16 protein-coding genes and 1 tRNA gene are annotated in these 19,465 nt (G+C 72.0%); 11 read left to right on the forward strand and 6 right to left on the reverse strand.

Features of this window, described 5'->3' with window-relative positions; translation table 11 throughout:
* Positions 1-48: 48 nt before the first annotated feature.
* Together RKD20_RS35235 and RKD20_RS35240 are read right to left on the reverse strand one after the other, a co-directional pair.
* Positions 49-3,915 carry a Pls/PosA family non-ribosomal peptide synthetase gene (locus RKD20_RS35235; protein WP_424881241.1) on the reverse strand — a complete coding sequence of 1,289 codons (3,867 nt, stop codon included), beginning with the start codon at positions 3,913-3,915 and terminating at the stop codon, positions 49-51.
* Between the two features lie 286 nt (positions 3,916-4,201).
* Positions 4,202-4,289 (reverse strand) — tRNA-Leu (locus RKD20_RS35240).
* Positions 4,290-4,487: 198 nt separating this feature from the next.
* Between RKD20_RS35240 and RKD20_RS35245 the strand changes: the two genes are divergently transcribed.
* From RKD20_RS35245 to RKD20_RS35255, 3 genes are all read left to right on the forward strand, one after another.
* Positions 4,488-5,813: a M20/M25/M40 family metallo-hydrolase gene (locus RKD20_RS35245; protein WP_007380903.1), complete on the forward strand. Its 1,326-nt coding sequence runs from the start codon at positions 4,488-4,490 to the stop codon at positions 5,811-5,813.
* Between the two features lie 185 nt (positions 5,814-5,998).
* Entirely contained in the window at positions 5,999-6,232 is a 234-nt protein-coding gene (gene chpH / locus RKD20_RS35250) for a chaplin ChpH (protein ID WP_007380902.1), read from the forward strand.
* 149 nt (positions 6,233-6,381) lie between these two features.
* Entirely contained in the window at positions 6,382-7,245 is an 864-nt protein-coding gene (locus tag RKD20_RS35255) for a chaplin (RefSeq protein WP_424881242.1), read from the forward strand.
* An 86-nt stretch (positions 7,246-7,331) separates the two neighbouring features.
* Here the strand turns inward: RKD20_RS35255 and RKD20_RS35260 are convergent, their stop codons facing one another.
* Positions 7,332-7,520, reverse strand: coding sequence for a DUF5703 family protein (locus tag RKD20_RS35260; RefSeq protein WP_007380901.1), 189 nt, complete (start codon positions 7,518-7,520; stop codon positions 7,332-7,334).
* 47 nt (positions 7,521-7,567) lie between these two features.
* Here RKD20_RS35260 and RKD20_RS35265 point away from each other — a divergent pair, with 47 nt between their 5' ends.
* On the forward strand, positions 7,568-8,242 hold the full coding sequence (locus RKD20_RS35265) for a hypothetical protein (protein WP_424881243.1): 675 nt from the start codon (positions 7,568-7,570) through the stop codon (positions 8,240-8,242).
* Positions 8,243-8,301: 59 nt separating this feature from the next.
* Here the strand turns inward: RKD20_RS35265 and RKD20_RS35270 are convergent, their stop codons facing one another.
* The gene (locus RKD20_RS35270; RefSeq protein WP_424881244.1) at positions 8,302-10,518 is read right to left on the reverse strand and encodes a helix-hairpin-helix domain-containing protein; all 2,217 of its coding nucleotides are present in this window, start codon (positions 10,516-10,518) and stop codon (positions 8,302-8,304) included.
* Positions 10,515-11,498: an aldo/keto reductase gene (locus tag RKD20_RS35275; protein WP_424881245.1), complete on the reverse strand. Its 984-nt coding sequence runs from the start codon at positions 11,496-11,498 to the stop codon at positions 10,515-10,517. Before RKD20_RS35275 ends, RKD20_RS35270 begins: the two co-directional genes overlap by 4 nt.
* A gap of 175 nt (positions 11,499-11,673) precedes the next feature.
* Between RKD20_RS35275 and RKD20_RS35280 the strand changes: the two genes are divergently transcribed.
* Both RKD20_RS35280 and RKD20_RS35285 read left to right on the forward strand, forming a co-directional pair.
* On the forward strand, positions 11,674-12,729 hold the full coding sequence (locus RKD20_RS35280; RefSeq protein ID WP_424881246.1) for an LLM class F420-dependent oxidoreductase: 1,056 nt from the start codon (positions 11,674-11,676) through the stop codon (positions 12,727-12,729).
* Positions 12,730-12,954: 225 nt separating this feature from the next.
* The gene (locus RKD20_RS35285) at positions 12,955-13,743 is read left to right on the forward strand and encodes a ferritin-like domain-containing protein (protein ID WP_424881247.1); all 789 of its coding nucleotides are present in this window, start codon (positions 12,955-12,957) and stop codon (positions 13,741-13,743) included.
* A 7-nt stretch (positions 13,744-13,750) separates the two neighbouring features.
* Here the strand turns inward: RKD20_RS35285 and corA are convergent, their stop codons facing one another.
* Positions 13,751-14,746 (reverse strand): magnesium/cobalt transporter CorA, encoded by a 996-nt coding sequence (gene corA, locus RKD20_RS35290; protein WP_424881248.1) that lies wholly within the window; start codon positions 14,744-14,746, stop codon positions 13,751-13,753.
* Between the two features lie 62 nt (positions 14,747-14,808).
* On the opposite strand from corA, the gene RKD20_RS35295 reads away from it, so the two are divergent.
* The 5 genes from RKD20_RS35295 (at position 14,809) to RKD20_RS35315 (ending at position 19,464) form a co-directional block, all read left to right on the forward strand.
* Positions 14,809-15,495 (forward strand): histidine phosphatase family protein, encoded by a 687-nt coding sequence (locus RKD20_RS35295; protein WP_389813785.1) that lies wholly within the window; start codon positions 14,809-14,811, stop codon positions 15,493-15,495.
* A gap of 105 nt (positions 15,496-15,600) precedes the next feature.
* The gene (locus RKD20_RS35300; protein ID WP_007380893.1) at positions 15,601-16,191 is read left to right on the forward strand and encodes a DUF3090 domain-containing protein; all 591 of its coding nucleotides are present in this window, start codon (positions 15,601-15,603) and stop codon (positions 16,189-16,191) included.
* Positions 16,155-16,967 (forward strand): SCO1664 family protein, encoded by an 813-nt coding sequence (locus RKD20_RS35305; protein WP_424881249.1) that lies wholly within the window; start codon positions 16,155-16,157, stop codon positions 16,965-16,967. Before RKD20_RS35300 ends, RKD20_RS35305 begins: the two co-directional genes overlap by 37 nt.
* Before the next feature lie 125 nt (positions 16,968-17,092).
* Positions 17,093-18,322 carry a cysteine--1-D-myo-inosityl 2-amino-2-deoxy-alpha-D-glucopyranoside ligase gene (gene mshC / locus RKD20_RS35310; protein WP_424881250.1) on the forward strand — a complete coding sequence of 410 codons (1,230 nt, stop codon included), beginning with the start codon at positions 17,093-17,095 and terminating at the stop codon, positions 18,320-18,322.
* Between the two features lie 203 nt (positions 18,323-18,525).
* Positions 18,526-19,464: an SMP-30/gluconolactonase/LRE family protein gene (locus tag RKD20_RS35315; RefSeq protein ID WP_424881251.1), complete on the forward strand. Its 939-nt coding sequence runs from the start codon at positions 18,526-18,528 to the stop codon at positions 19,462-19,464.
* Position 19,465 lies beyond the last annotated feature (1 nt).

Below are 19,465 nucleotides of genomic sequence, written 5' to 3' on the forward strand. Positions count from 1 at the left end.
CACTCGGATCCGCCGGTACACCGCCCACCGACTCCGAGTGGCCCGCGTTCAGGGCCGCCATGCCTCGATCGGGTTGCCGAGCCAGCGGGTGTCGTCCGGGACGGACTCCGCGGCCATGACGAGCGACGCGGGGCCCAGCGTGGTGCGGGCCCCGATCGTGCTGCCGGGCAGCACGATCCCGCCAGGGCCCAGCGTGGCACCCTCACGGAGCACCACAGTATCCGTCCGCAAGATCCGGTCGTGGAAGAGGTGGGTCTGGAGCACACAGCCGCGGTTCACGGTCGCCGCGTCCCCCAGCTCCACCAGGTCGGTCTCCGGCAGCCAGTAGCTCTCCACCCAGACACCCCTGCCGATCCTCGCGCCGAGCCCGCGCAGCCATGCCGTCATCACCGGCGTACCGGGCACGGCACCCGCCAGCCACGGCACCGCCAGCACCTCGACGAAGGTGTCCGCGAGCTCGTTGCGCCACACGAAGCCGCTCCACAGCGGGTGCTCCCCACTGCGGTGCCGCCCCACGAGCGCCCACTTGGCGACCACCGACACCAGCCCGGCCACCGCACCGGCCGCGAGCAGCACGACCCCGGCCAGGAGCCAGGCCCACGGCCCCAGCACGCTCAGCGCGGCGATCGTCAGCACGAGCAGCCCGGCCGAGCAGAACACGGGCACGATCCGGCACAGCTCCACCAGCCCGCGCGCCCACAGCAGCCCCGCCGAGGGCTCGTACGTCCGGCTCTGGTCGCTGTCGGCCGCGCTGCGCGGCAGCTTCACCGGCGGCAGCCCGAGATACGACGTGCCCTTCTTCGCCTTCTTCGGCGTCGCCGAGAGCACCCCGACCAGCCCGCCGTCCGGCACGCTCCGCCCCGGCGCGGTCATCCCCGAGTTCCCGAGGAACGCCCGCCGCCCGATCTCGGCGCGCCCGATCCTGACCCAGCCGCCCCCCAGCTCGTACGGCGCGGTCAGCGTGTCGTCGGCGAGGAACGCGCCCTCGCCGACCGTGGTCAGGCTCGGCAGCGCCAGCACGGTCGACACCTCGGCGCCCCGCCCGATCCGCATCCCGAGCAGCCGCAGCCACACCGGCGTGACCAGCCCGGCGTACAGCGGGAACAGCGTCTCGCGCGAGCGGTCCATCAGCTGCGTCACGGTCCACGCCTGCCACCCGACCCGGCTGTGCGTCGGATACGTCCCCTCGCGCAGCCCCAGGCTCAGCAGCCGTACGGCGACCAGGAGCAGCAGCGCGAAGGCCAGCCCGAAGGCGAGCGTGGCCGGGACGAGGGCGAGGAAGGCACCCTTCAGGGGCGCGAACGCGGCCAGGAACGGCCGGGCGACCAGGAAGGCCGCGCCGCCCGCCAGCACCGGGAGCATGCTCATGGAGAAGCCGGTCAGGCCGTACATCACCCGCCAGTACGTCCCCCGCGCAGGCCGCTCCTTCGGCCAGTTCCGCTTGGCCTTGCCGAGCTTGACCGCCGGCGCGCCCGCCCAGCGCTGCCCGGTCGGGATCTGCCCGGTGACCGCCGAACCCGGCGCCACCTCGGCCCGCTTGCCGACCCGGGCGCCCGGGAACAGGATGCTGCGCGTGCCGACGACCGCGTGCCCGCCCACCTTGACCTGGCCGATCTCCAGCCGGTCGCCGTCCAGCCACCAGCCGGACAGGTCCACCTCGGACTCCACGGCGGCGCCCCGGCCCAGCTTGAGCATGCCGGTGACCGGCGGCAGCGAGTGCAGGTCCACGTCCGGGCCGATCCTGGCGCCCAGCGCCCGCGCGTACCGCTCCAGCCAGGAGCCGGTCAGCGAGGTCGCCCCGGTGTACTCGGCGAGCCGCTCGGCGGTCCACAGCCGCAGGTGGACGCTGCCACCGCGCGGGTAGCGGCCGGGCTGTACGCCTCGCAGCAGCAGCCGGGCCCCGCCCGCGGCGATCGCGAGCCGTCCGGGCGGGCTGTACAGCAGCAGGGCACCGGCTCCGACCAGCCACCAGGAGGCGGACGGCAGCCAGCCGTAGGAGGGCAGGAGGTTCCCGACGGCGGCCAGCGGCAGCAGCCAGCGCAGCCCCGTCAGCGTGAACAGGGGGATCAGGACGAGGAGCTGGAGCACCTGGGCCCTGACCGGCACCGGAGCGATCACCCGTGCCGCCCCGTCGTCCTGCGCGGACTTCTCCAGGTGCCGGGCCAGCTTGCGCAGGGTGGGCTGCTGGTAGATGTCGAGGACGGCCGCGCTCGGGTAGCGGGTGCGCAGCCGGGTGGTCAACTGGGCGGCGGCCAGGCTGCTGCCGCCGATCGCGAAGAAGTCGTCGCGGGCGCTGGAGACCGGGATGCCGAGGACTTCCGCCCACTGCTCGGCGAGCCAGGCCTCGGTGCCGTACAACTCCTCCGCCGGACCCGCGGATTCGAGCCCCTCCAGGGGCCACGGCAGCGCGTTGCGGTCCACCTTGCCGGAGGTCCGCGTCGGCAGGTCCTCGACGGGGGCGAGCAACGGCACCAGCGCGGCGGGCAGTTCGGCCCGCAGTTTCTCCACGGCCGCCGCCTGGTCCCAGCCGTCCTGCGTGACGACGTACCCGACGAGGAGCTGGTTGCCGCTGCGGGCCGTGCGCACGGCGGCGGCCGCTCCCGCGACCCCCGGCAACGCCTGGAGCGCCGCGTCGACCTCACCGAGCTCGATGCGCCGGCCACCGAGCTTGATCTGCTCGTCGGCCCGCCCGAGGAAGACGAGCCCCTCGGGTTCCGCCTTCACGAGGTCACCGCTGCGGTACGCCCGCTCCCAGCCCAGCGACTTCAGCGGCGCGTACTTCTCCGCGTCCTTCTCGGCGTCCAGGTACCGGGCGAGCCCGACGCCGCCGATCACCAGCTGTCCGCTCGCGCCCATCGGCACGGGATCCCCGGCCTCGTCGACGACGGCCAGCTCCCAGCCGTTCAGCGGCAGCCCGATCCGGATCGGCTCCTCGCCGCTCATCAGCGACGCACAGGCCACCACGGTGGCCTCGGTGGGCCCGTAGGTGTTCCACACCTCACGCCCCTCCGTCACCAGGCGCTGTGTCAGCTCGGGCGGACAGGCCTCACCGCCGAAGATCAGCAGCCGTACGTCGTTGAGGGTCTCGGGCTCCCACAGCGCGGCCAGCGTCGGCACCGTGGAGACCACGGTGATCTCCTGCTCGACCAGCCAGGGCCCGAGATCGGCCCCGCTGCGGACCTGCGAACGCGGCACCGGCACCAGACAGGCCCCGTACCGCCAGGCCAGCCACATCTCCTCGCAGGACGCGTCGAAGGCGACCGACAGCCCCGCCATGACCCTGTCACCGGGACCGATGGGGTCCTCGGTGAGGAACAGCGCGGCCTCGGCGTCCACGAAGGCGGCGGCGCTGCGGTGCGAGACCGCCACGCCCTTGGGTTTGCCGGTGGAGCCCGAGGTGAAGATGATCCACGCGTCGTGCTGGATGCCGGGCCGGGCGGCGGGGGCCTCACCGCGCCCGTTGACGGTCAAGTCGTGCCCGGCGCCTAGCACGGCCCGCACCTCGGCCTCCCCGAACACCAGCTCGGCCCGCTCGTCGGGGTCCTCGGCGTCGACGGGAACGTAGGCGGCACCTGCGGCGAGCACGGCGAGGATCGCGACGTAGAGGTCATTGGTCCCGGACGGCACCCGGACGCCCACCCGGTCGCCCAGCCCGACCCCGGCCTCGGCGAGCCGCAGCCGCAGCCGCTCGACCTCGACGGCCAGGGCGCGGTAGGTGAGCCGGGTCGTCCCGTCGTCCAGGGCGAGCTCGTCGGGGTAGGACCGCACGGACGCGTCGAACACGTCGACGAGGGTGCGCGGGGAGGCCGCGGGACCCCCGGAGAAACGGGCGGTGTCCCCGAACTGTGCGCGGATCTCTGCGCTGAACTCTTCGTTGAGCAGGCCGAGAGCGCTGCTCTCGTCTATGGCTGCCATCGGTCCTCGCGTCTCGATCCCGGGGCCTCCGGGGCGCTGGCGGGCCCGCAGGTCTGCCTGGGGTTGTCCGGCTCCAGCTCGTAACAAGCCGGAAATTTTAGTACGAACCTAGGGTCGCGCCATCGAAACGGCGAGCCGGCAACGCCGTTCGGGGGGCGATCCAGACCGGCCGCGCGCCTTTGACCTGGTGATCTTTACAGCGAGCGAGAGATGCCCCACATACAGCGAACAAGGGGCCGTACACGACGAATCCCCCCGGCCGCCTGAGCGGCCGAGGGGATTCGGCTGGTGTCCGAGGGGGGACTTGAACCCCCACGCCCGATAAAGGGCACTAGCACCTCAAGCTAGCGCGTCTGCCATTCCGCCACCCGGACAAGGTGTCTGTCGTGCGGGGTTTCCCTCGCGGCGACGAAGGAAACATTACCAGGCTTTCGAGAGGGCCCGATCACCCCCCGTCCCCTCCCGGGGGCGCGCGTGAACGGCGTGTGACGGGCCGGGCCCGGTCTTGGGGCCGACCGGGTCACGGGGAGAGGATGAGGGCAACCACCAGCAGTGACAGCGGGAGGAACAGCGTGAGCGACACGGACACGGCCAGGGGCGTCACCGGCGAGGACGAGGTCGTGGACCTCTGCCGCGAGCTGATCCGGTTCGACACCAGCAACTACGGCGACCACTCCGGCCCGGGCGAGCGCAAGGCAGCCGAGTGGGTCGCGGAGAAGCTCGCCGAGGTGGGGCTCGACCCGCAGATCTTCGAGTCGCACCCGGGCCGCGCCTCCACGGTGGCCCGGATCGCGGGCGAGGACCCGTCCCGGCCCGCCCTGCTGATCCACGGCCACCTCGACGTCGTACCGGCCAACGCGCAGGACTGGACCCACGACCCGTTCTCCGGCGAGGTCGCCGACGGCTGTGTGTGGGGCCGGGGCGCGGTCGACATGAAGGACATGGACGCGATGACCCTGGCGGTCGTCCGCGACCGGCTGCGCAGCGGCCGCAGGCCGCCCCGGGACATCGTCCTCGCGTTCCTCGCCGACGAGGAGGCGGGTGGAAAGTTCGGCGCCCGGCACCTCGTCGACCACCACCCGGACCTGTTCGAGGGCGTGACCGAGGCGATCAGCGAGGTGGGCGGCTTCTCCTTCACCGTGAACGAACAGCGCCGGCTCTACCTGATCCAGACGGCCGAGAAGGGCATGCACTGGATGAAGCTGACCGTGGCCGGCACCGCCGGACACGGCTCGATGATCCACCGGGACAACGCCATCACCGAACTGTCGGAGGCGGTCGCGCGCCTCGGCCGGCACAAGTTCCCGGTGCGGGTCACCAAGACCACCCGGGCCTTCCTCGACGAACTCGGCGACGCGCTCGGCACCGAGCTGGACCCGGAGGACATGGAGGGCACGCTCGCCCGGCTCGGCGGCATCGCCAAGCTCATCGGCGCGACCCTCAGCAACACCGCCAATCCCACCCAGCTCGGCGCCGGCTACAAGGTCAACGTCATCCCGGGCGAGGCCACCGCGCACGTCGACGGGCGCTTCCTGCCCGGATTCGAGGAGGAGTTCCTCGCCGACCTCGACAAGATCCTCGGCCCCAAGGTCAGGCGCGAGGACGTGCACTCCGACAAGGCCGTCGAGACCACCTTCGACGGTGCGCTCGTGGACGCCATGCAGTCCGCGCTGGTCGCCGAGGACCCGGCCGCCAAGGCGATCCCCTACATGCTCTCCGGCGGCACCGACGCCAAGTCCTTCGACGAGCTCGGCATTCGCGGCTTCGGCTTCGCGCCGCTCAAGCTGCCCCCGGAGCTGGACTTCGCCGGGATGTTCCACGGTGTCGACGAGCGGGTGCCCGTGGACGGCCTGAAGTTCGGCGTTCGGGTTCTCGACCGATTCATCGACGCGAGCTGAGGTGAGCCGATGCCGGCCGACGCGTGGTGATGGAGCCGACGCGTGTTGACGTGGTTATTCGGCCGGGCGTGCGAAATTGGCCGAGAAGAGTGAATGGTCTCATAAGCTCGTATCCCCATTACTCCCTCCTCGTTACAGGTGATGCGATCCGCTACTTGGGGTCGCATTGCCAATAAGGAGGAACAATGATCAAGAAGGTCGTCGCCGCTGCGGCTGCCACTGGTGGCCTGGTTCTCGCGGGTGCGGGCCTTGCCGTCGCCGATGCGGGTGCGCAGGGTGCCGCTGTGGGCTCCCCGGGTGTGCTGTCCGGCAATGTCGTGCAGGTTCCCGTTCACGTCCCGGTGAACGTCTGCGGCAACACGGTCTCCGTGATCGGCCTGCTGAACCCCGCCTTCGGCAACACCTGCATCAACAAGTGACGTTCTGCCTCGCCCTTAGTTAACAGGGATGAGCCCGTTGGCCCCGGAGTGCACGCCATGCGCTCCGGGGCCGACCGGCCTTTTCGAAAAGAAAAGGAACCGCGATACAGCGGAATTTCGAGACAAGGTCGAAAGCAGGGATTAGGTACATGCGACAAGTCACCCGCAAGGGCCTGATGACAGTGGCGGCCGCGACCGGCGTGATCGCCGCCGCAGGAGGCGCTGCGCACGCGGACGCGGGCGCGAGCGGAACAAGCGCGAACTCTCCCGGCGTACTGTCGGGCAACACGGTGTCGGTGCCGGTGCACGCACCGGTGAACGCGTGCGGCAATACCGTGAACGTCGTCGGGGTCCTCAACCCCGCGATGGGCAACAGCTGCGCCAACAAGGGCGGCGGCAGCGGGGCCCCCGGCGGGGCCCCCGGCGGGGCCCCCGGCGGGGCCCCCGGCGGGGCCCGCGGCGGGGCCCGCGGCTCGGGCGGCTCCACGGGACACGGCGGCGGTCACGGCGGCTCAGGAGGCTCCGGTTCCGGGGGCTCGGGGGGCTCGCACGCCGGCGGTCACGCCGTTGGCTCACCCGGCGTGGGCTCGGGCAACCACGTCGAGGCGCCGATCGACGTCCCGGTGAACGCCTGCGGCAACAGCGTCGACGTCATCGGCATCGGCAACCCCGCCATGGGCAACGGCTGCGGCAGCGGCTCCGGCGGCGGGCAGCACACCCCGCCCGGATCACCGGAACAGCCCGGCACCCCGGCGCAGCCCGGCACTCCGGGCCACCCCGGCGACCCGGTGGAGCCCGGCCACCCCGGCTTCCCGGCCACTCCGCCCGGAGCGCACGGCAGGGGACCGGGCGGCGGCAACCACCCCGGCACCCAGACGGTCACCCAGCCCCTGGGCAGCGCGCAGCTCGCACAGACCGGCAGCGACCTGCCGATCGGGCTGGCCATCCCGGTGGGCGCAGGGGCGCTGCTGGCGGGCGCGGTGCTCTACCGCAAGGCGCGGGCTTTGGCCTAGGGCATTCCGCGTGAACTCTGTCTAGGACGTACCGCGTGAAACGGAGCGGGCCCCGCCTCGGCGGGGCCCGCTCCGTTCGTGCTGTCTCACCACGTGGCACGCACCTGGCGGATGATCCGCCGGCGCAACCGCACCCTGCGGCTGCCGTCGCGCATGAGACTCAGTCGGTCCAACTCCCAGTGTCCGTACTCGGCATGGTCCGTCAGCAGACGTGTGGCGTCCTTGCGGGAGACACCCCGCGGTACGTACACGTCGACAAATTCGTATTCCGGCATCGCATCTATTGTGCGGGCCGGGGCCCGCTACGGATAGCGTCTGCACTATGTCTGATGCTGTGCAGCCCACCGCTGCCGAGGTACGTGCCGCCGCCGAGGCGGTCAAGACCGCGCTCGACCGCCACCTGGCCGCGGTCGAACGGAGGTCGGGGGAGGACGACCCCGCCGTATACGAGGCCTTCAACGAACTGGCTGCGGCCGCCGAGGTGTATGACGAGCTGCTCTACGACCGCTACGACGAGGTCACCCCCTTCGAGATCCCCGGCGCGGAGGACGCCACGCCGTACACGGGCCCCGAGGAGCCGAACGCGCTGAGCGTGCTGATCCGCCGTGACTACGCCGTGGTGGAGCCGCAGCGGTTGCTGGCGCAGGCCCAGCGGGTCGAGGCGGCCGACGAGGGGCTCGGCACGGAGGCCTCCGGCACGGTGCACGGTGCGCTGGAAGTGCTGTTCGGCGAGTTCGAGCCCGACGAGATCGCCTCCCGGCACAAGGAGTTCGGTCTTGAGGAGGGCGACTCCACGCTGTGGGTGACCGCCGCGGACGAACCGGCCGAGGCCGGGGAGTGGCTGGAGACGCCGTTCGAGCAGGTCGACGTCGAGCGGGTGGTGTGCCGGTTCGATGTCAGCGCGGTGTTCGACGACGATGACGATCTCGACGACGACGCCGACGAGCCCGACGTCGAGGGCGAGGATGTGGAACCCCTGGACGTGGACCGCCGCTGAGGCGCAGGAGCGCGGCCCCGGAGAAATGTTCTCCGGGGCCGCGCTCCTTTTCCTGCGGCTCAGCCGGACGTCGGGGCCCCGAGGAGGACGGGCAGCCGGGTCGTCCGGGGCTTGGCCGGGATCTCGGCGACCGCCCTCGGCAGGGCCTGTTCCACGCCGTGGACCACGGACAGGTGGCGTTCCGCCCTGCCGAACGCCGTGTAGACCCAGGGCCGGCTGAGGGCCTGCGCCGCGTCCCCGGGCAGCACCACCACGGCCGCGGGCCAGCGGCCGCCGACCGCCTGGTGCGCGGTCAGGGCCCAGCCGTGCCGCACGGTCTGCTCCACCCGTTCCTTCGGTACGACCACGGGCTCACCGGAGCAGGTCAGGTGCAGGCCGTCCGCGTCGGCCTTCACCACCTGGCCCGGGAGCGTACGGCCCGGTGCGGGGGAGTAGGCGACGCGGTCACCGGGGTCGAATCCGCCGAACCGGCCGGGGCCGGGGTTGAGGCGCTCCTTCAGGGCCGCGTTGAGCGCGCGGGTGCCGACGGCGCCGCCGTGGCCCGGGGTGATCACCTGGGTCTGATCGGCGGGGACCCCGATCGCCCGCGGCACCGAGTCCGCGACCAGCTGCACGGTCCGGTGCACGGCCTCGCCCGCGTCCCGCACCGGCACGATCACGACCTCCTTGCCGGGGGCCTCGACCTGGTTCAGCTCACCGATGCCGATCCCGGAGACCAGCTCGCCCAGGGGGCCGGGGTCCGGCCTGCGCGAGGCGACCTGCGGACAGATCCGGGCGGCGAGCAGATCGGCGAACACCCGCCCGGGCCCCACCGACCACAGCACCGCCGGATCCCCGCCCAGCACCAGCCGCGCCCCGTCCGGCAGGGACTCCACGAGCAGCGCGGCCGTCTCGACGTCCAGCTGAGGCGCGTCGAGCACGACGAGCAGATCGAGGTCGAACGCCCCGTCGGTATCCCGACCGGGCCCCTCGGCACCGGAGAGGAGCCCGGCGACGGTGGCGACCTGCCGGGCGGGGGCGTGGGGGTCGGCTTCGTGGAGCAGGGCGCCGAAGCGGTCGCGGCCCAGTGGGCTGTGCGTCGCCGCCCACGCCCGCAGCCCCAGCCCGCGCGCCGCCACCAGCAGCGCCGCCGGTTCCGTCAGGGAGGCCTCGCCGCCGGTGTGCAGGACCAGGCCGGCCGCAGCGGCCGCGCGGATCAGTTCGGCGGCCGAGCCTTCGGCCGACCCCGCGACGCCCTCCCAGTCCGCGGCCGAACCGTCCTCCTTGGGTACGGAGTTGATCAGCCGGGCCAGTCCGTCGGCGAGGCTCTCCTCCGCGAGGGCGTACCGCTCGAGCCCGACCAGGATCCGGACCGGCCGCTCCGCCCCCTCCTCGTCGTCCTCCGCGGGCTCCGGTGCCGCAGGGTCGAGGGCGTCCTGGAAGACCAGCGCCTCGGCCTCGGCGATCGTGCTCTGCACGGCCGCGTCGGCGTCCGGCACGCCCCGCTGGGCCAGCGCGGCCACGAGGGCCGGCATCTCCAGCACGGTGTGCCCGGCCAACGCCGCCTGCTCCAGGAGCCAGACGGTGACCGCCCGCCCCCGCCGCTCGTCGTCCGGCGCGCACTCGGCGCCGAGCAGCGTCCGCGCGAACCCGTCGGCCTGCTCGGGCCGTACGCCCGTGACCCGCAGCAACTGCCAGGGGTCCGCCCGCAGCTGGTCGTCGGCGCCTTCGCCGAGGACCGCGGCGACCTGTGCCGCGAGGCCCTCCGGCGCCCCGCCCTCGGCCAGCACACGCCGTACGGTCTCCACGGCCTCCGGCGCGGGTACGCCGACCGAACTCCCGGCCCCGGCCCCGGCCGGCTCCGCCGACACCGGCCGGGGCCGCACCGGCTCCTGGGCGGCCCGACGCGGTGCCTCGGGCTCGCTGAAGACGGCGGCCACGGGCTTCGCCCCGCTCTCCACCGCCCGTACGGCGGCCAGGAGATCGGCCGCCTTGCCGCTGAGCTTGGCCCCGCTCGCGACAGGCCCCTGCTTCTCGGCCTTCCGCCGGGCGATCCGCTCCCGCTCGATCCGCTGCGCCGCCAACTCGGCCTCGGCCTCGGACAGTCGCGCCTTCTCCGCGTCGTCCGCGTCGACGCCGGCGGCGTCACCGCCCTCGCCCGCGTCGGCCCCCGGTTCCTCGCCCACGCTTTCAGCGGCGCCGCCCCCGGCCGGCCCCGCCGTGCCCGCTGCACCGCCCCCCGCGCCGTCCGCCTCCTGCTCCGGCGCTTCCTCCGTGCCCTCCGGCTCCGTGCTCACAGCGTGCTCCAGTCGTGATCGGGATAGCGGTGCACGGGCGCCGACACATCGTCGAGCGCCCGGCAGATCTCGTCAGGAAGACTAAGGGCCTCCACTGACAATGCCGCCGTGAGCTGCTGCGAGTTGCGCGCGCCGACGATCGGCGCGGTCACTCCGGGCCGGTCGCGGACCCACGCGAGGGCCACCTGGAGGGGCGTCACCGCGAGTCCGTCGGCCGCCGTGGTCACCGCCTCCACGATGTGGCTCGCGGTCTCGTCGAGGTACGGCGCGACGAACGGCGCCAGATGCTCCGAGGCACCCCGCGAGTCGGCCGGGGTGGAGTTGCGGTACTTGCCCGTCAGCACACCGCGGCCCAGCGGCGAGGAGGGCAGCAGCCCGATGCCCAGATCGAGCGCGGCCGGCAGCACCTCGCGCTCCACCCCGCGCTGCAGCAGCGAGTACTCCAGCTGTGTGGCGGCCAGCCGGGTCCGCGTCCCGGGCGCCGCCAGCTGCCAGGTGCCTGCCTTGGCGAGCTGCCAGCCGCAGAAGTTGGAGACCCCGGCATAGCGGGCGCGACCGCTGCTGACGGCCGTGTCGAGGGCCTGGAGCGTCTCCTCCAACGGGGTGCAGGGGTCCCAGGAGTGGATGTGCCACACGTCGACGTAGTCCGTGCCGAGCCGGGCCAGCGAGTCGTCCAGCGCGGAGAGCAGATGGCCGCGCGAGCCGTCGACGCGGACGTCCGGGTCGGGCACGCTGCCCGCCTTCGTGGAAATGACCAGGTCCCGGCGCGGGACCAGGCCTTCTATCAGGCGCCCGAGCAGATATTCGGCCTCCCCGTCGCCGTACACGTCCGCCGTGTCGACCAGCGTGCCGCCCGCCTCCCAGAACGTTTTCAGGAGGTCCGCAGCGTCGTGCTCGTCGGTGTCCCTGCCCCAGGTGAGGGTGCCGAGCCCGATGCGGGACGTGCGCAGGCCGGTACGACCGAGATGCCTCTGCTCCATGAACGCCGAGATTACTGGCCAGAACCTGTCGCGTGGGGGCCTGTGGACAACGGATTCAGACAGGTGCGCGGTAATCGCCCGCAGGTCACCGGCACGGGCCGCGGCCTGCCCGGAGCCGCCCGGCCGCGCTATGGTCTGCGACAAGGACGTTACTGATCGGTAAGGGGAATCGGCCATGCAGCTCGGGATCAACCTCGGCTACTGGGGCGCCGGAATGGACGCGGACAATCTCGCCGTCGCCCAGGAGGCCGACCGGCTCGGATACGCCGTCTGCTGGGCCGCCGAGGCCTACGGCTCGGACGCGGCCACCGTGCTCACCTGGGTCGCGGCCCAGACCGAGCGCATCGATGTCGGTTCGGCCATCTTCCAGATCCCGGCCCGCCAGCCGGCGATGACCGCGATGACCGCCGCCACCCTCGACTCCCTCTCCGGGGGCCGTTTCCGCCTGGGGCTCGGTGTCTCGGGTCCGCAGGTCTCCGAGGGCTGGTACGGCGTCAAGTTCGACAAGCCGCTGGCACGCACGCGTGAGTACGTCGAGATCGTCCGCAAGGCCATGTCTCGCGAGCGCCTCTCCTACGAGGGTCAGCACTGGACGCTGCCGCTGCCCGGCGGCCCCGGCAAGCCGCTCAAGCTGACCGTGCACCCGGAGCGCGAGCACATCCCGCTGTACATCGCCGCGATCGGTCCGAAGAACCTGGAGCAGACCGGCGAGATCGCCGACGGCGCCCTGCTGATCTTCCCCTCCGCCGAGCACCTGGAGGACACCGCGATCCGGCATCTGCGCGCCGGGCGCGAGAAGGCGGGCAAGACCCTGGACGGGTTCGACATCGCCCCGACCCTCCCGCTCGCCCTCGGCGAGGACAAGGACGTCACCACGCTCGCCGACACCTTCCGCCCCTACACCGCGCTGTACGTGGGCGGCATGGGCAGCCGCAAGCAGAACTTCTACAACCAGCTCGCCCAGCGCATGGGCTTCGAGGCGGCGGCCGCCGAGATCCAGGACAAGTACCTGGCCGGCGACAAGGACGGCGCCGCGGCCGCGATTCCGCACGACCTCATCGACAAGACCACCCTGCTCGGCTCCGTGGACCGCATCGCGGACCGTATGAAGGAGTACGCGGCGGCCGGCGTCACCACCCTGACCCTGGCCCCCGCGGGCTTCACCCTCGACGAGCGCCTCGCCTCACTCCGCGCCGGTACCGAGGCCCTGGAGCGTGCGGGCCTCGCCTGATCGCCTTCGCCATGCTCTACGGCCGTGGTGGGGGCTCGGGGGTCTTCCCCGCCACGGCCGTCACGTGATTCAACGCGCCCACGCCCGCGCGGTTACGCCCCCTGGTGTCCCCGGTCATCCTCCTTTTGGCGGAGTCGTCCGGCACAGCTGTTGCAGCACCCCTCCCGCCGCATTTGACTCGTTCTTTGCGGATTGCCGCGGAGTCCGGCAGAGAGGTGCCCCACGATGCTTTCGGCCAAGAGCCTGTTCCAGGAGATCCTCGACCACGACGAGTCCTTCCGGCTGTTCTGCTCCATCGCCGCCAGCGGGGAGTCACAGGGCGGCTGGGAGAACGCCCGCATCGCCGCTCTGGTGCCGCCGGGCGAACGCGAACTCGCCCCCAAGATCGCCCGGCACGGCGCCGACGAGGACAAGCACGGGCGGATCTTCAACGCCCTCATGAGGAAGCGCGGTCTCGCACCCGTCCCCGTCCCGCCGGAGACGGACTACACGATGCTCCTGGAGAAGCACGGCATCGGTCTCGCCCACGAGAAGCTCCACAGCGACGAGTCGCTGACCGTGCACGACATCGTCACCTACCTCGCCCACAGCCGGGTCACCGAACAGCGGGCCTCCGAGCAGATGGAGCTGCTGCGCAAGCACTTCGCCGACCACCCCGACCTCGGCCGGGCGGTGCGGATGATCTCCAGCGACGAGGACAACCACCTCGCCTATTGCCACGAGGAACTGCTGCGCCTCGCCCACGCCGGCCACGGCCGCGCCATCCAGCACACGCTCAGGCAGTGCGCGCTGGCCGAGATCCGCGTCCACCGGGACGTCAGCCTCGCGGTGATGGCCCACATGGGACGCATCCTCGGCTGGTCCCGTGCGAAGTCCGCCCTCCTCGCCGCGGGCATCCACGGCGTCTACGCCTACGAACGCGCCGCGGGCTGGCGCCGCATGGTCTCCCTGAAGCCGCCGCAGCGCCGCGACGCCCTCGGCGGACCCGCCACCTCCGCCCCCGAGTTCGCCTGAGCGTCCGCTAAAGCCAGCCCCGGCGCTTGAACGTCCGGTACAGCAGCACTTCCAGCACGCCCATCAGCACGATCACCGCCGGATACGCCCACACCCAGTGCAGCTCCGGCATGTGGTCGAAGTTCATGCCGTAGATCCCCGCGATCATCGTGGGGATCGCCGCCATGGCCGCCCACGCGGAGATCTTCCGCATGTCGTCGTTCTGCCGGACGCTCATCTGCGCCAGATGCGCCGACAGGACGTCCGACACCAGCCGGTCCAGGCCCTCCACCGACTCGTTCACGCGCGCGAGGTGGTCGTTGACGTCCCGGAAGAAGGGCCGCGCCTTGTCGTTCACGAACGGCACCGTCCCGCCGTACGCCCCCACGCCCGCGAGCCGGGTCAGTGGCATCGTGAGCGGGACGGTGGCCCGGCGGAACTCCAGGACCTGCCGCTTGAAGGTGTAGATCCGCGACGCGGTGCCGCGCGAGCCGCCGCCGTCCGGCGAGAACACCTCCGCCTCCAGTTCCTCCAGGTCGGTCCCCAGTTCCGTCGCCACCTCCAAATAGTGGTCCACGACGGCGTCGGCCACCGCGTACAGCACCGCGGTGGGCCCCTTGCCGAGCAGCTTCGGCTCCTGCTCGAGACGCTCCCGTACGGCCTTCAGCGGCGAGCCCACGCCATGACGGACCGTCACCACGAAGGCGTCGCCGAGGAAGAGCATGACCTCGCCGGTGGACACGGTGTCGCTCTCCGGTTCGTACACCACCGGCTTGAGGACGACGAACAGCGAGTCGTCGTACACCTCCAGCTTGGGCCGCTGATGCGCCTTGAGGGCGTCCTCCACCGCCAGCGGATGCAGTCCGAACTCCTTGGTGACGAGCTCGAACTCCTTCTCGGACGGCTCGTGCAGTCCGATCCAGACGAACCCGCCCGCCCGTCGCGCCTGGTCCAGCGCGTCCGACAGGTCCTCGGGCCCCTCCGACCGGTGCCCCTCCCGGTAGATGGCACAGTCAACGATCACGGAGTGTGTTCTCCCCTCGCTCGAAGGACGCCGCAGCCCGGCGTACGCCTACCCTGGGCCGCATGCCCACGTTGATCCTTGTCAGGCACGGACGATCCACCGCGAACACCGAGGGACTGCTCGCCGGGTGGACGCCCGGGGTCGCCCTGGACGAGCGCGGCACCGCACAGGCCGCCTCGCTGCCCGGACGCCTCGAAGGGGTGCCGATCTCCGAGATCGTCGCCAGCCCCCTCCAGCGCTGCCAGGAGACGATCCAGCCCCTGCTCGACGCCCGGCCCGGCCTCCGGGCGCACAGCGAGGAGCGCATCGGGGAGTGCCACTACGGCGACTGGTCCGGGCGCAAGCTCGCCGAGCTCGGGGACGAGCCGCTCATGGAGGTCGTCCAAGCGCATCCGTCGGCGGCCGCGTTCCCCGGCGGCGAGTCCATGCGGGCGATGCAGACGCGCGCGGCGGAGGCCGTACGCGAGTGGAACGCGCGCGTGGAGCGCGATCACGGAGCCGACGCCGTCTATCTGATGTGCTCGCACGGCGACATCATCAAGTCGCTCGTCGCCGACGCACTCGGACTTCATCTCGACCTCTTCCAGAGGATCTCTGTAGAACCGTGTTCCATCACCGTCATCCGTTACACCCGGCTGCGGCCGTTTCTCGTCCGCCTCGGCGACACCGGTGACTTCGCCTCCCTGGTGCCGCGCGAGGAGGCCGCGGGCGGTGACGCCCCGGTGGGTGGTGGTGCGGGCGCACCGTGATCGTCGGGCGCAGTAGGGTGAAGCGGTTCACACAAGCGCGTTGACGCATGGACGATCCCGTCGTTCCCGTCGATCCCGTACTCACGAATCCAATGGAGACAGGACGTGTCCCGTCAGGTGTTCCTCTATGACCCGCCGGACCGCTTCGTGGCCGGCACGGTCGGACTGCCCGGGCGCCGTACGTTCTTCCTCCAGGCCACGGCCGGCCCCAGAGTGACCAGCGTGGCCCTGGAGAAGACACAGGTGGCCGCCCTCGCCGAGCGGATGGACGAACTCCTCGACGAGGTCGTGCGCCGCAGCGGCGGCAGCGCTCCCGTGCCGGCCGTGCCGCCCACCGAGATCGCCGACACCGCGCCCCTCGACACCCCCGTCGAGGAGGAGTTCCGGGTGGGCACCATGGCCCTCGCCTGGGACGGCGAGGAACAGCGCATGATCGTCGAGGCGCAGGCCCTCGTGGAGCTGGAGGCCGAATCCGAGGAGGACCTCGCCGAGGCCGAGGAGAGACTCCTCCAGGACGAGGAGAACGGACCCCCGATGCTGCGGGTCCGCCTCACCGGCGCGCAGGCCAGGGCCTTCGCCAAGCGCGCCCTCGATGTCGTCAACGCGGGGCGGCCGCCCTGCCCGCTGTGCAGCCTCCCGCTCGACCCGGAAGGACACGTATGTCCGCGCCAGAACGGATACCGCCGCGGAGCGTGACCACGGCAGAGGTGCTCGCCCGGGGCGAGCTGACAGTACGCGGGCAGATCCGGGACGCCTCCAACGCGGTGCTGCACTGCTCCGTCTCGTACGAGGGCCAGGAGGTCCTCTGCGTCTACAAGCCGGTCCGCGGCGAGCGACCCCTGTGGGACTTCCCGGACGGCACCCTCGCCCAGCGCGAGGTCGCCGCGTACGAGGTGTCCGAGGCGACCGGTTGGGGCCTGGTGCCGCCCACCGTGCTGCGCGACGGGCCCTTCGGCGAGGGCATGTGCCAGCTGTGGATCGAGGGGGTGCCCGGCAGTGAGCTGCTCGCCCTGGTCGACGCCGAGGAGCCCGAGCCGGGTTGGAAGGCCATCGGCTTCGCCGAGGTCGGCGAGGGGAGGACCACGCTGCTGGTGCACGCGGACGACGAGCGGCTGCGCAGGCTCGCCGTCCTCGACGCGGTGATCAACAACGCGGACCGCAAGGGCGGCCATCTGCTGCCCGCCGAGGGCGGCCGGCTCCACGGCATCGACCACGGTGTGACCTTCAACGTCGAGAACAAGCTGCGGACCCTGCTGTGGGGCTGGGCGGGCGAACCGCTGACGGGGGAGGCGGTCGACGTCCTGAAAGGCCTCAAGGAGGCCCTGTCGGGCGAGCTGGCGACCCGGCTGGCCACTCTGATCACCCCCGCCGAACTCGACGCCACACGCGCGCGTGTCGACGCGCTGCTGGACTCCGGCAAGCACCCCGAACCGAGCGGCGAGTGGCCGGCCATTCCCTGGCCGCCCGTCTAGCAGGACACTGCACCCGGGCCCGCGGCGCACACTGCACACCGGGCCGTACGGTGCAAGAAGGCCTTACCGGCCATCCGGCCCGGTCCGGTTCGTATACGGAACATCCGTCCGGTTAGGCTCATGACATGCATGCCTGGCCCGCTTCCGAGGTCCCCGCCCTGCCTGGTCAGGGCCGCGACCTGAGGATCCACGACACCGCGACCGGTGGTCTGGTCTCCCTCGACCCCGGTCCTGTCGCCCGTCTCTACGTCTGCGGCATCACGCCGTACGACGCCACCCACATGGGGCACGCGGCGACCTACAACGCGTTCGACCTCGTACAGCGCGTGTGGCTCGACACCAAGCGCCAGGTTCACTACGTCCAGAACGTCACCGACATCGACGACCCGCTCCTGGAGCGCGCCGAGCGGGACAGCATCGACTGGGCCGCCCTCGCCGAGAAGGAGACGGTCCTCTTCCGCGAGGACATGACCGCCCTCAGGATGCTGCCGCCGCAGCACTACATCGGTGCGGTCGAGGCCATACCCGGGATCGTGCCGCTCGTCGAACGGCTGCGGGACGCCGGTGCCGCCTACGAGCTCGAAGGCGACACCTACTTCTCCGTCGAGTCCGACCCGAACTTCGGCAAGGTCTCGAACCTCGACGCGGCCGCCATGCGGCTGCTGTCCGCCGAGCGCGGCGGCGACCCGGACCGCCCGGGCAAGAAGAACCCCCTCGACCCGATGCTGTGGATGGCCGCCCGCGAGGGCGAGCCCAGCTGGGACGGCGCCTCGCTCGGCCGGGGACGCCCCGGCTGGCACATCGAGTGCGTGGCGATCGCCCTGGACCACCTCGGCATGACCTTCGATGTCCAGGGCGGCGGTTCCGACCTCGCCTTCCCGCACCACGAGATGGGCGCCTCGCACGCCCAGGTGCTGACCGGCGAGTTCCCCATGGCCAAGGCGTACGTCCACGCCGGCATGGTCGGCCTCGACGGCGAGAAGATGTCGAAGTCCAAGGGCAACCTGGTCTTCGTGTCGCGACTGCGCCGCGAGGGCGTCGACCCCGCCGCCATCCGGCTCGCGCTGCTCGCCCACCACTACCGGGCCGACTGGGAGTGGACCGACCAGGTCCTCCGGGACGCCGTGGACCGGCTGGGCCGCTGGCGTGCCGCCGTCTCCCGGCCCGACGGACCCTCCGCCGAGGCGGTCGTCGAGGAGATCCGCGAGGCCCTCGCGAACGACCTCGACGCGCCCACCGCACTGACCGCCGTCGACCGCTGGGCCGCCCTCCAGGAGGAGCAGGGGGGCACCGACATGGGCGCCCCCGGAGTGGTGACCCGCGCGGTGGACGCACTGCTCGGCGTGGCCCTCTAGAAGGCCGAACGGAAGGGGCGTTTCCCTCCCCGCGGAGGGAAACGCCCCTTCCTTGAGTTGGGCATCGGGTGCAGTCCATCCAGAAAGCGACGTCGCGTCACAATCCGGCCGAAGCCTGTGGAGGCCGCCGTCATGTGATGGGGTGGGAGCGTCGCTTGACTGTTCGGCCGGCCCCGGGCCGGCCCCTTGCGGAAGGACGCACCGTGGCACCCGCAGACCGTTCCTTCGCACGTCGCACACTCCTGACCACGACCGCCGCGCTCACCGGAGCGGCCCTGCTCGGCGGCACCGCGCACGCCGCCGGATCCCGGCACGCCGCGTGGCCCGCGCAGTTCCCCCTGCCCGACGGCTTCCAGCCCGAGGGCATCACCATCGGCTCCGAGCCGTACGCCTGGTTCGGCTCGCTCGCGAACGGCGACATCTACCGGGCGAGCCTGGCCACCGGCCGCGGCGGGATCGTCGCGAAGGGCACCGGCCGCCCGACGGTGGGCCTGAAGATCGACCGGCACGGCGGCAGACTCTTCCTCGCCGGCGGCGACAGCGCCGAGATCCGGACCGTCGACGTCCGCTCCGGCGTGACCGAGCAGGTGTACGCCACCGGCGGCACCTTCGTGAACGACGTGGTCCTCACCCCGGGTGCCGCCTGGTTCACCGACTCCTTCAAGCCGGTGCTCTACAAGCTGGCCAAGGGCGCGGTGACGACCGTACCCCTGACCGGGGACTGGCAGCAGGGACCCGACTTCACGGCCAACGGCATCGAGCGCACCCCCGACGGCCGCGCCCTGCTCGTGGTGAACGGCTTCGCGAACGGCGGCGGCCTCATGCGGGTCGACCCGCGCACCGGCGCCGCCCGGACCGTCGACCTCGGTACCGCGAAACTCCCCAACGGCGACGGCCTGTTGCTGCTCGGCCGGACCCTCTACGCCGTCCAGCAGCAGCAGAACGCGATCGACGTGTTCCGGCTGAACGACTCCGGCACCCGCGGCACCGCGATCACCCGCATCACCGACCCGCGCTTCCGCATCCCGACGACGGTCGCCGCCTGGGGAAGGCGCCTGTATCTGCCCAACGCGCGCTTCGACGTGGAGCCCACGCCCACCACCGATTACGACGCGGTGGCGGTGAACCGGATCCAGATCTGAA

It is taken from the genome of Streptomyces sp. SLBN-8D4, assembly GCF_049739545.1.
GTDB classification, from domain to species: domain Bacteria; phylum Actinomycetota; class Actinomycetes; order Streptomycetales; family Streptomycetaceae; genus Streptomyces; species Streptomyces canus_C.

Excerpts from the sequence above, each read along its gene's own strand:
- RKD20_RS35295 (WP_389813785.1), top strand. The coding sequence starts at position 14,809 with ATGCCCACGTTGATCCTTGTCAGGCACGGACGATCCACCGCGAACACC.
- RKD20_RS35260 (WP_007380901.1), bottom strand. The coding sequence starts at position 7,520 with ATGCCGGAATACGAATTTGTCGACGTGTACGTACCGCGGGGTGTCTCC.
- chpH (WP_007380902.1), top strand. The coding sequence starts at position 5,999 with ATGATCAAGAAGGTCGTCGCCGCTGCGGCTGCCACTGGTGGCCTGGTT.
- RKD20_RS35235 (WP_424881241.1), bottom strand. The coding sequence starts at position 3,915 with ATGGCAGCCATAGACGAGAGCAGCGCTCTCGGCCTGCTCAACGAAGAG.
- mshC (WP_424881250.1), top strand. The coding sequence starts at position 17,093 with ATGCATGCCTGGCCCGCTTCCGAGGTCCCCGCCCTGCCTGGTCAGGGC.
- RKD20_RS35255 (WP_424881242.1), top strand. The coding sequence starts at position 6,382 with ATGCGACAAGTCACCCGCAAGGGCCTGATGACAGTGGCGGCCGCGACC.
- RKD20_RS35305 (WP_424881249.1), top strand. The coding sequence starts at position 16,155 with ATGTCCGCGCCAGAACGGATACCGCCGCGGAGCGTGACCACGGCAGAG.
- RKD20_RS35280 (WP_424881246.1), top strand. The coding sequence starts at position 11,674 with ATGCAGCTCGGGATCAACCTCGGCTACTGGGGCGCCGGAATGGACGCG.
- RKD20_RS35275 (WP_424881245.1), bottom strand. The coding sequence starts at position 11,498 with ATGGAGCAGAGGCATCTCGGTCGTACCGGCCTGCGCACGTCCCGCATC.
- RKD20_RS35285 (WP_424881247.1), top strand. The coding sequence starts at position 12,955 with ATGCTTTCGGCCAAGAGCCTGTTCCAGGAGATCCTCGACCACGACGAG.
- RKD20_RS35265 (WP_424881243.1), top strand. The coding sequence starts at position 7,568 with ATGTCTGATGCTGTGCAGCCCACCGCTGCCGAGGTACGTGCCGCCGCC.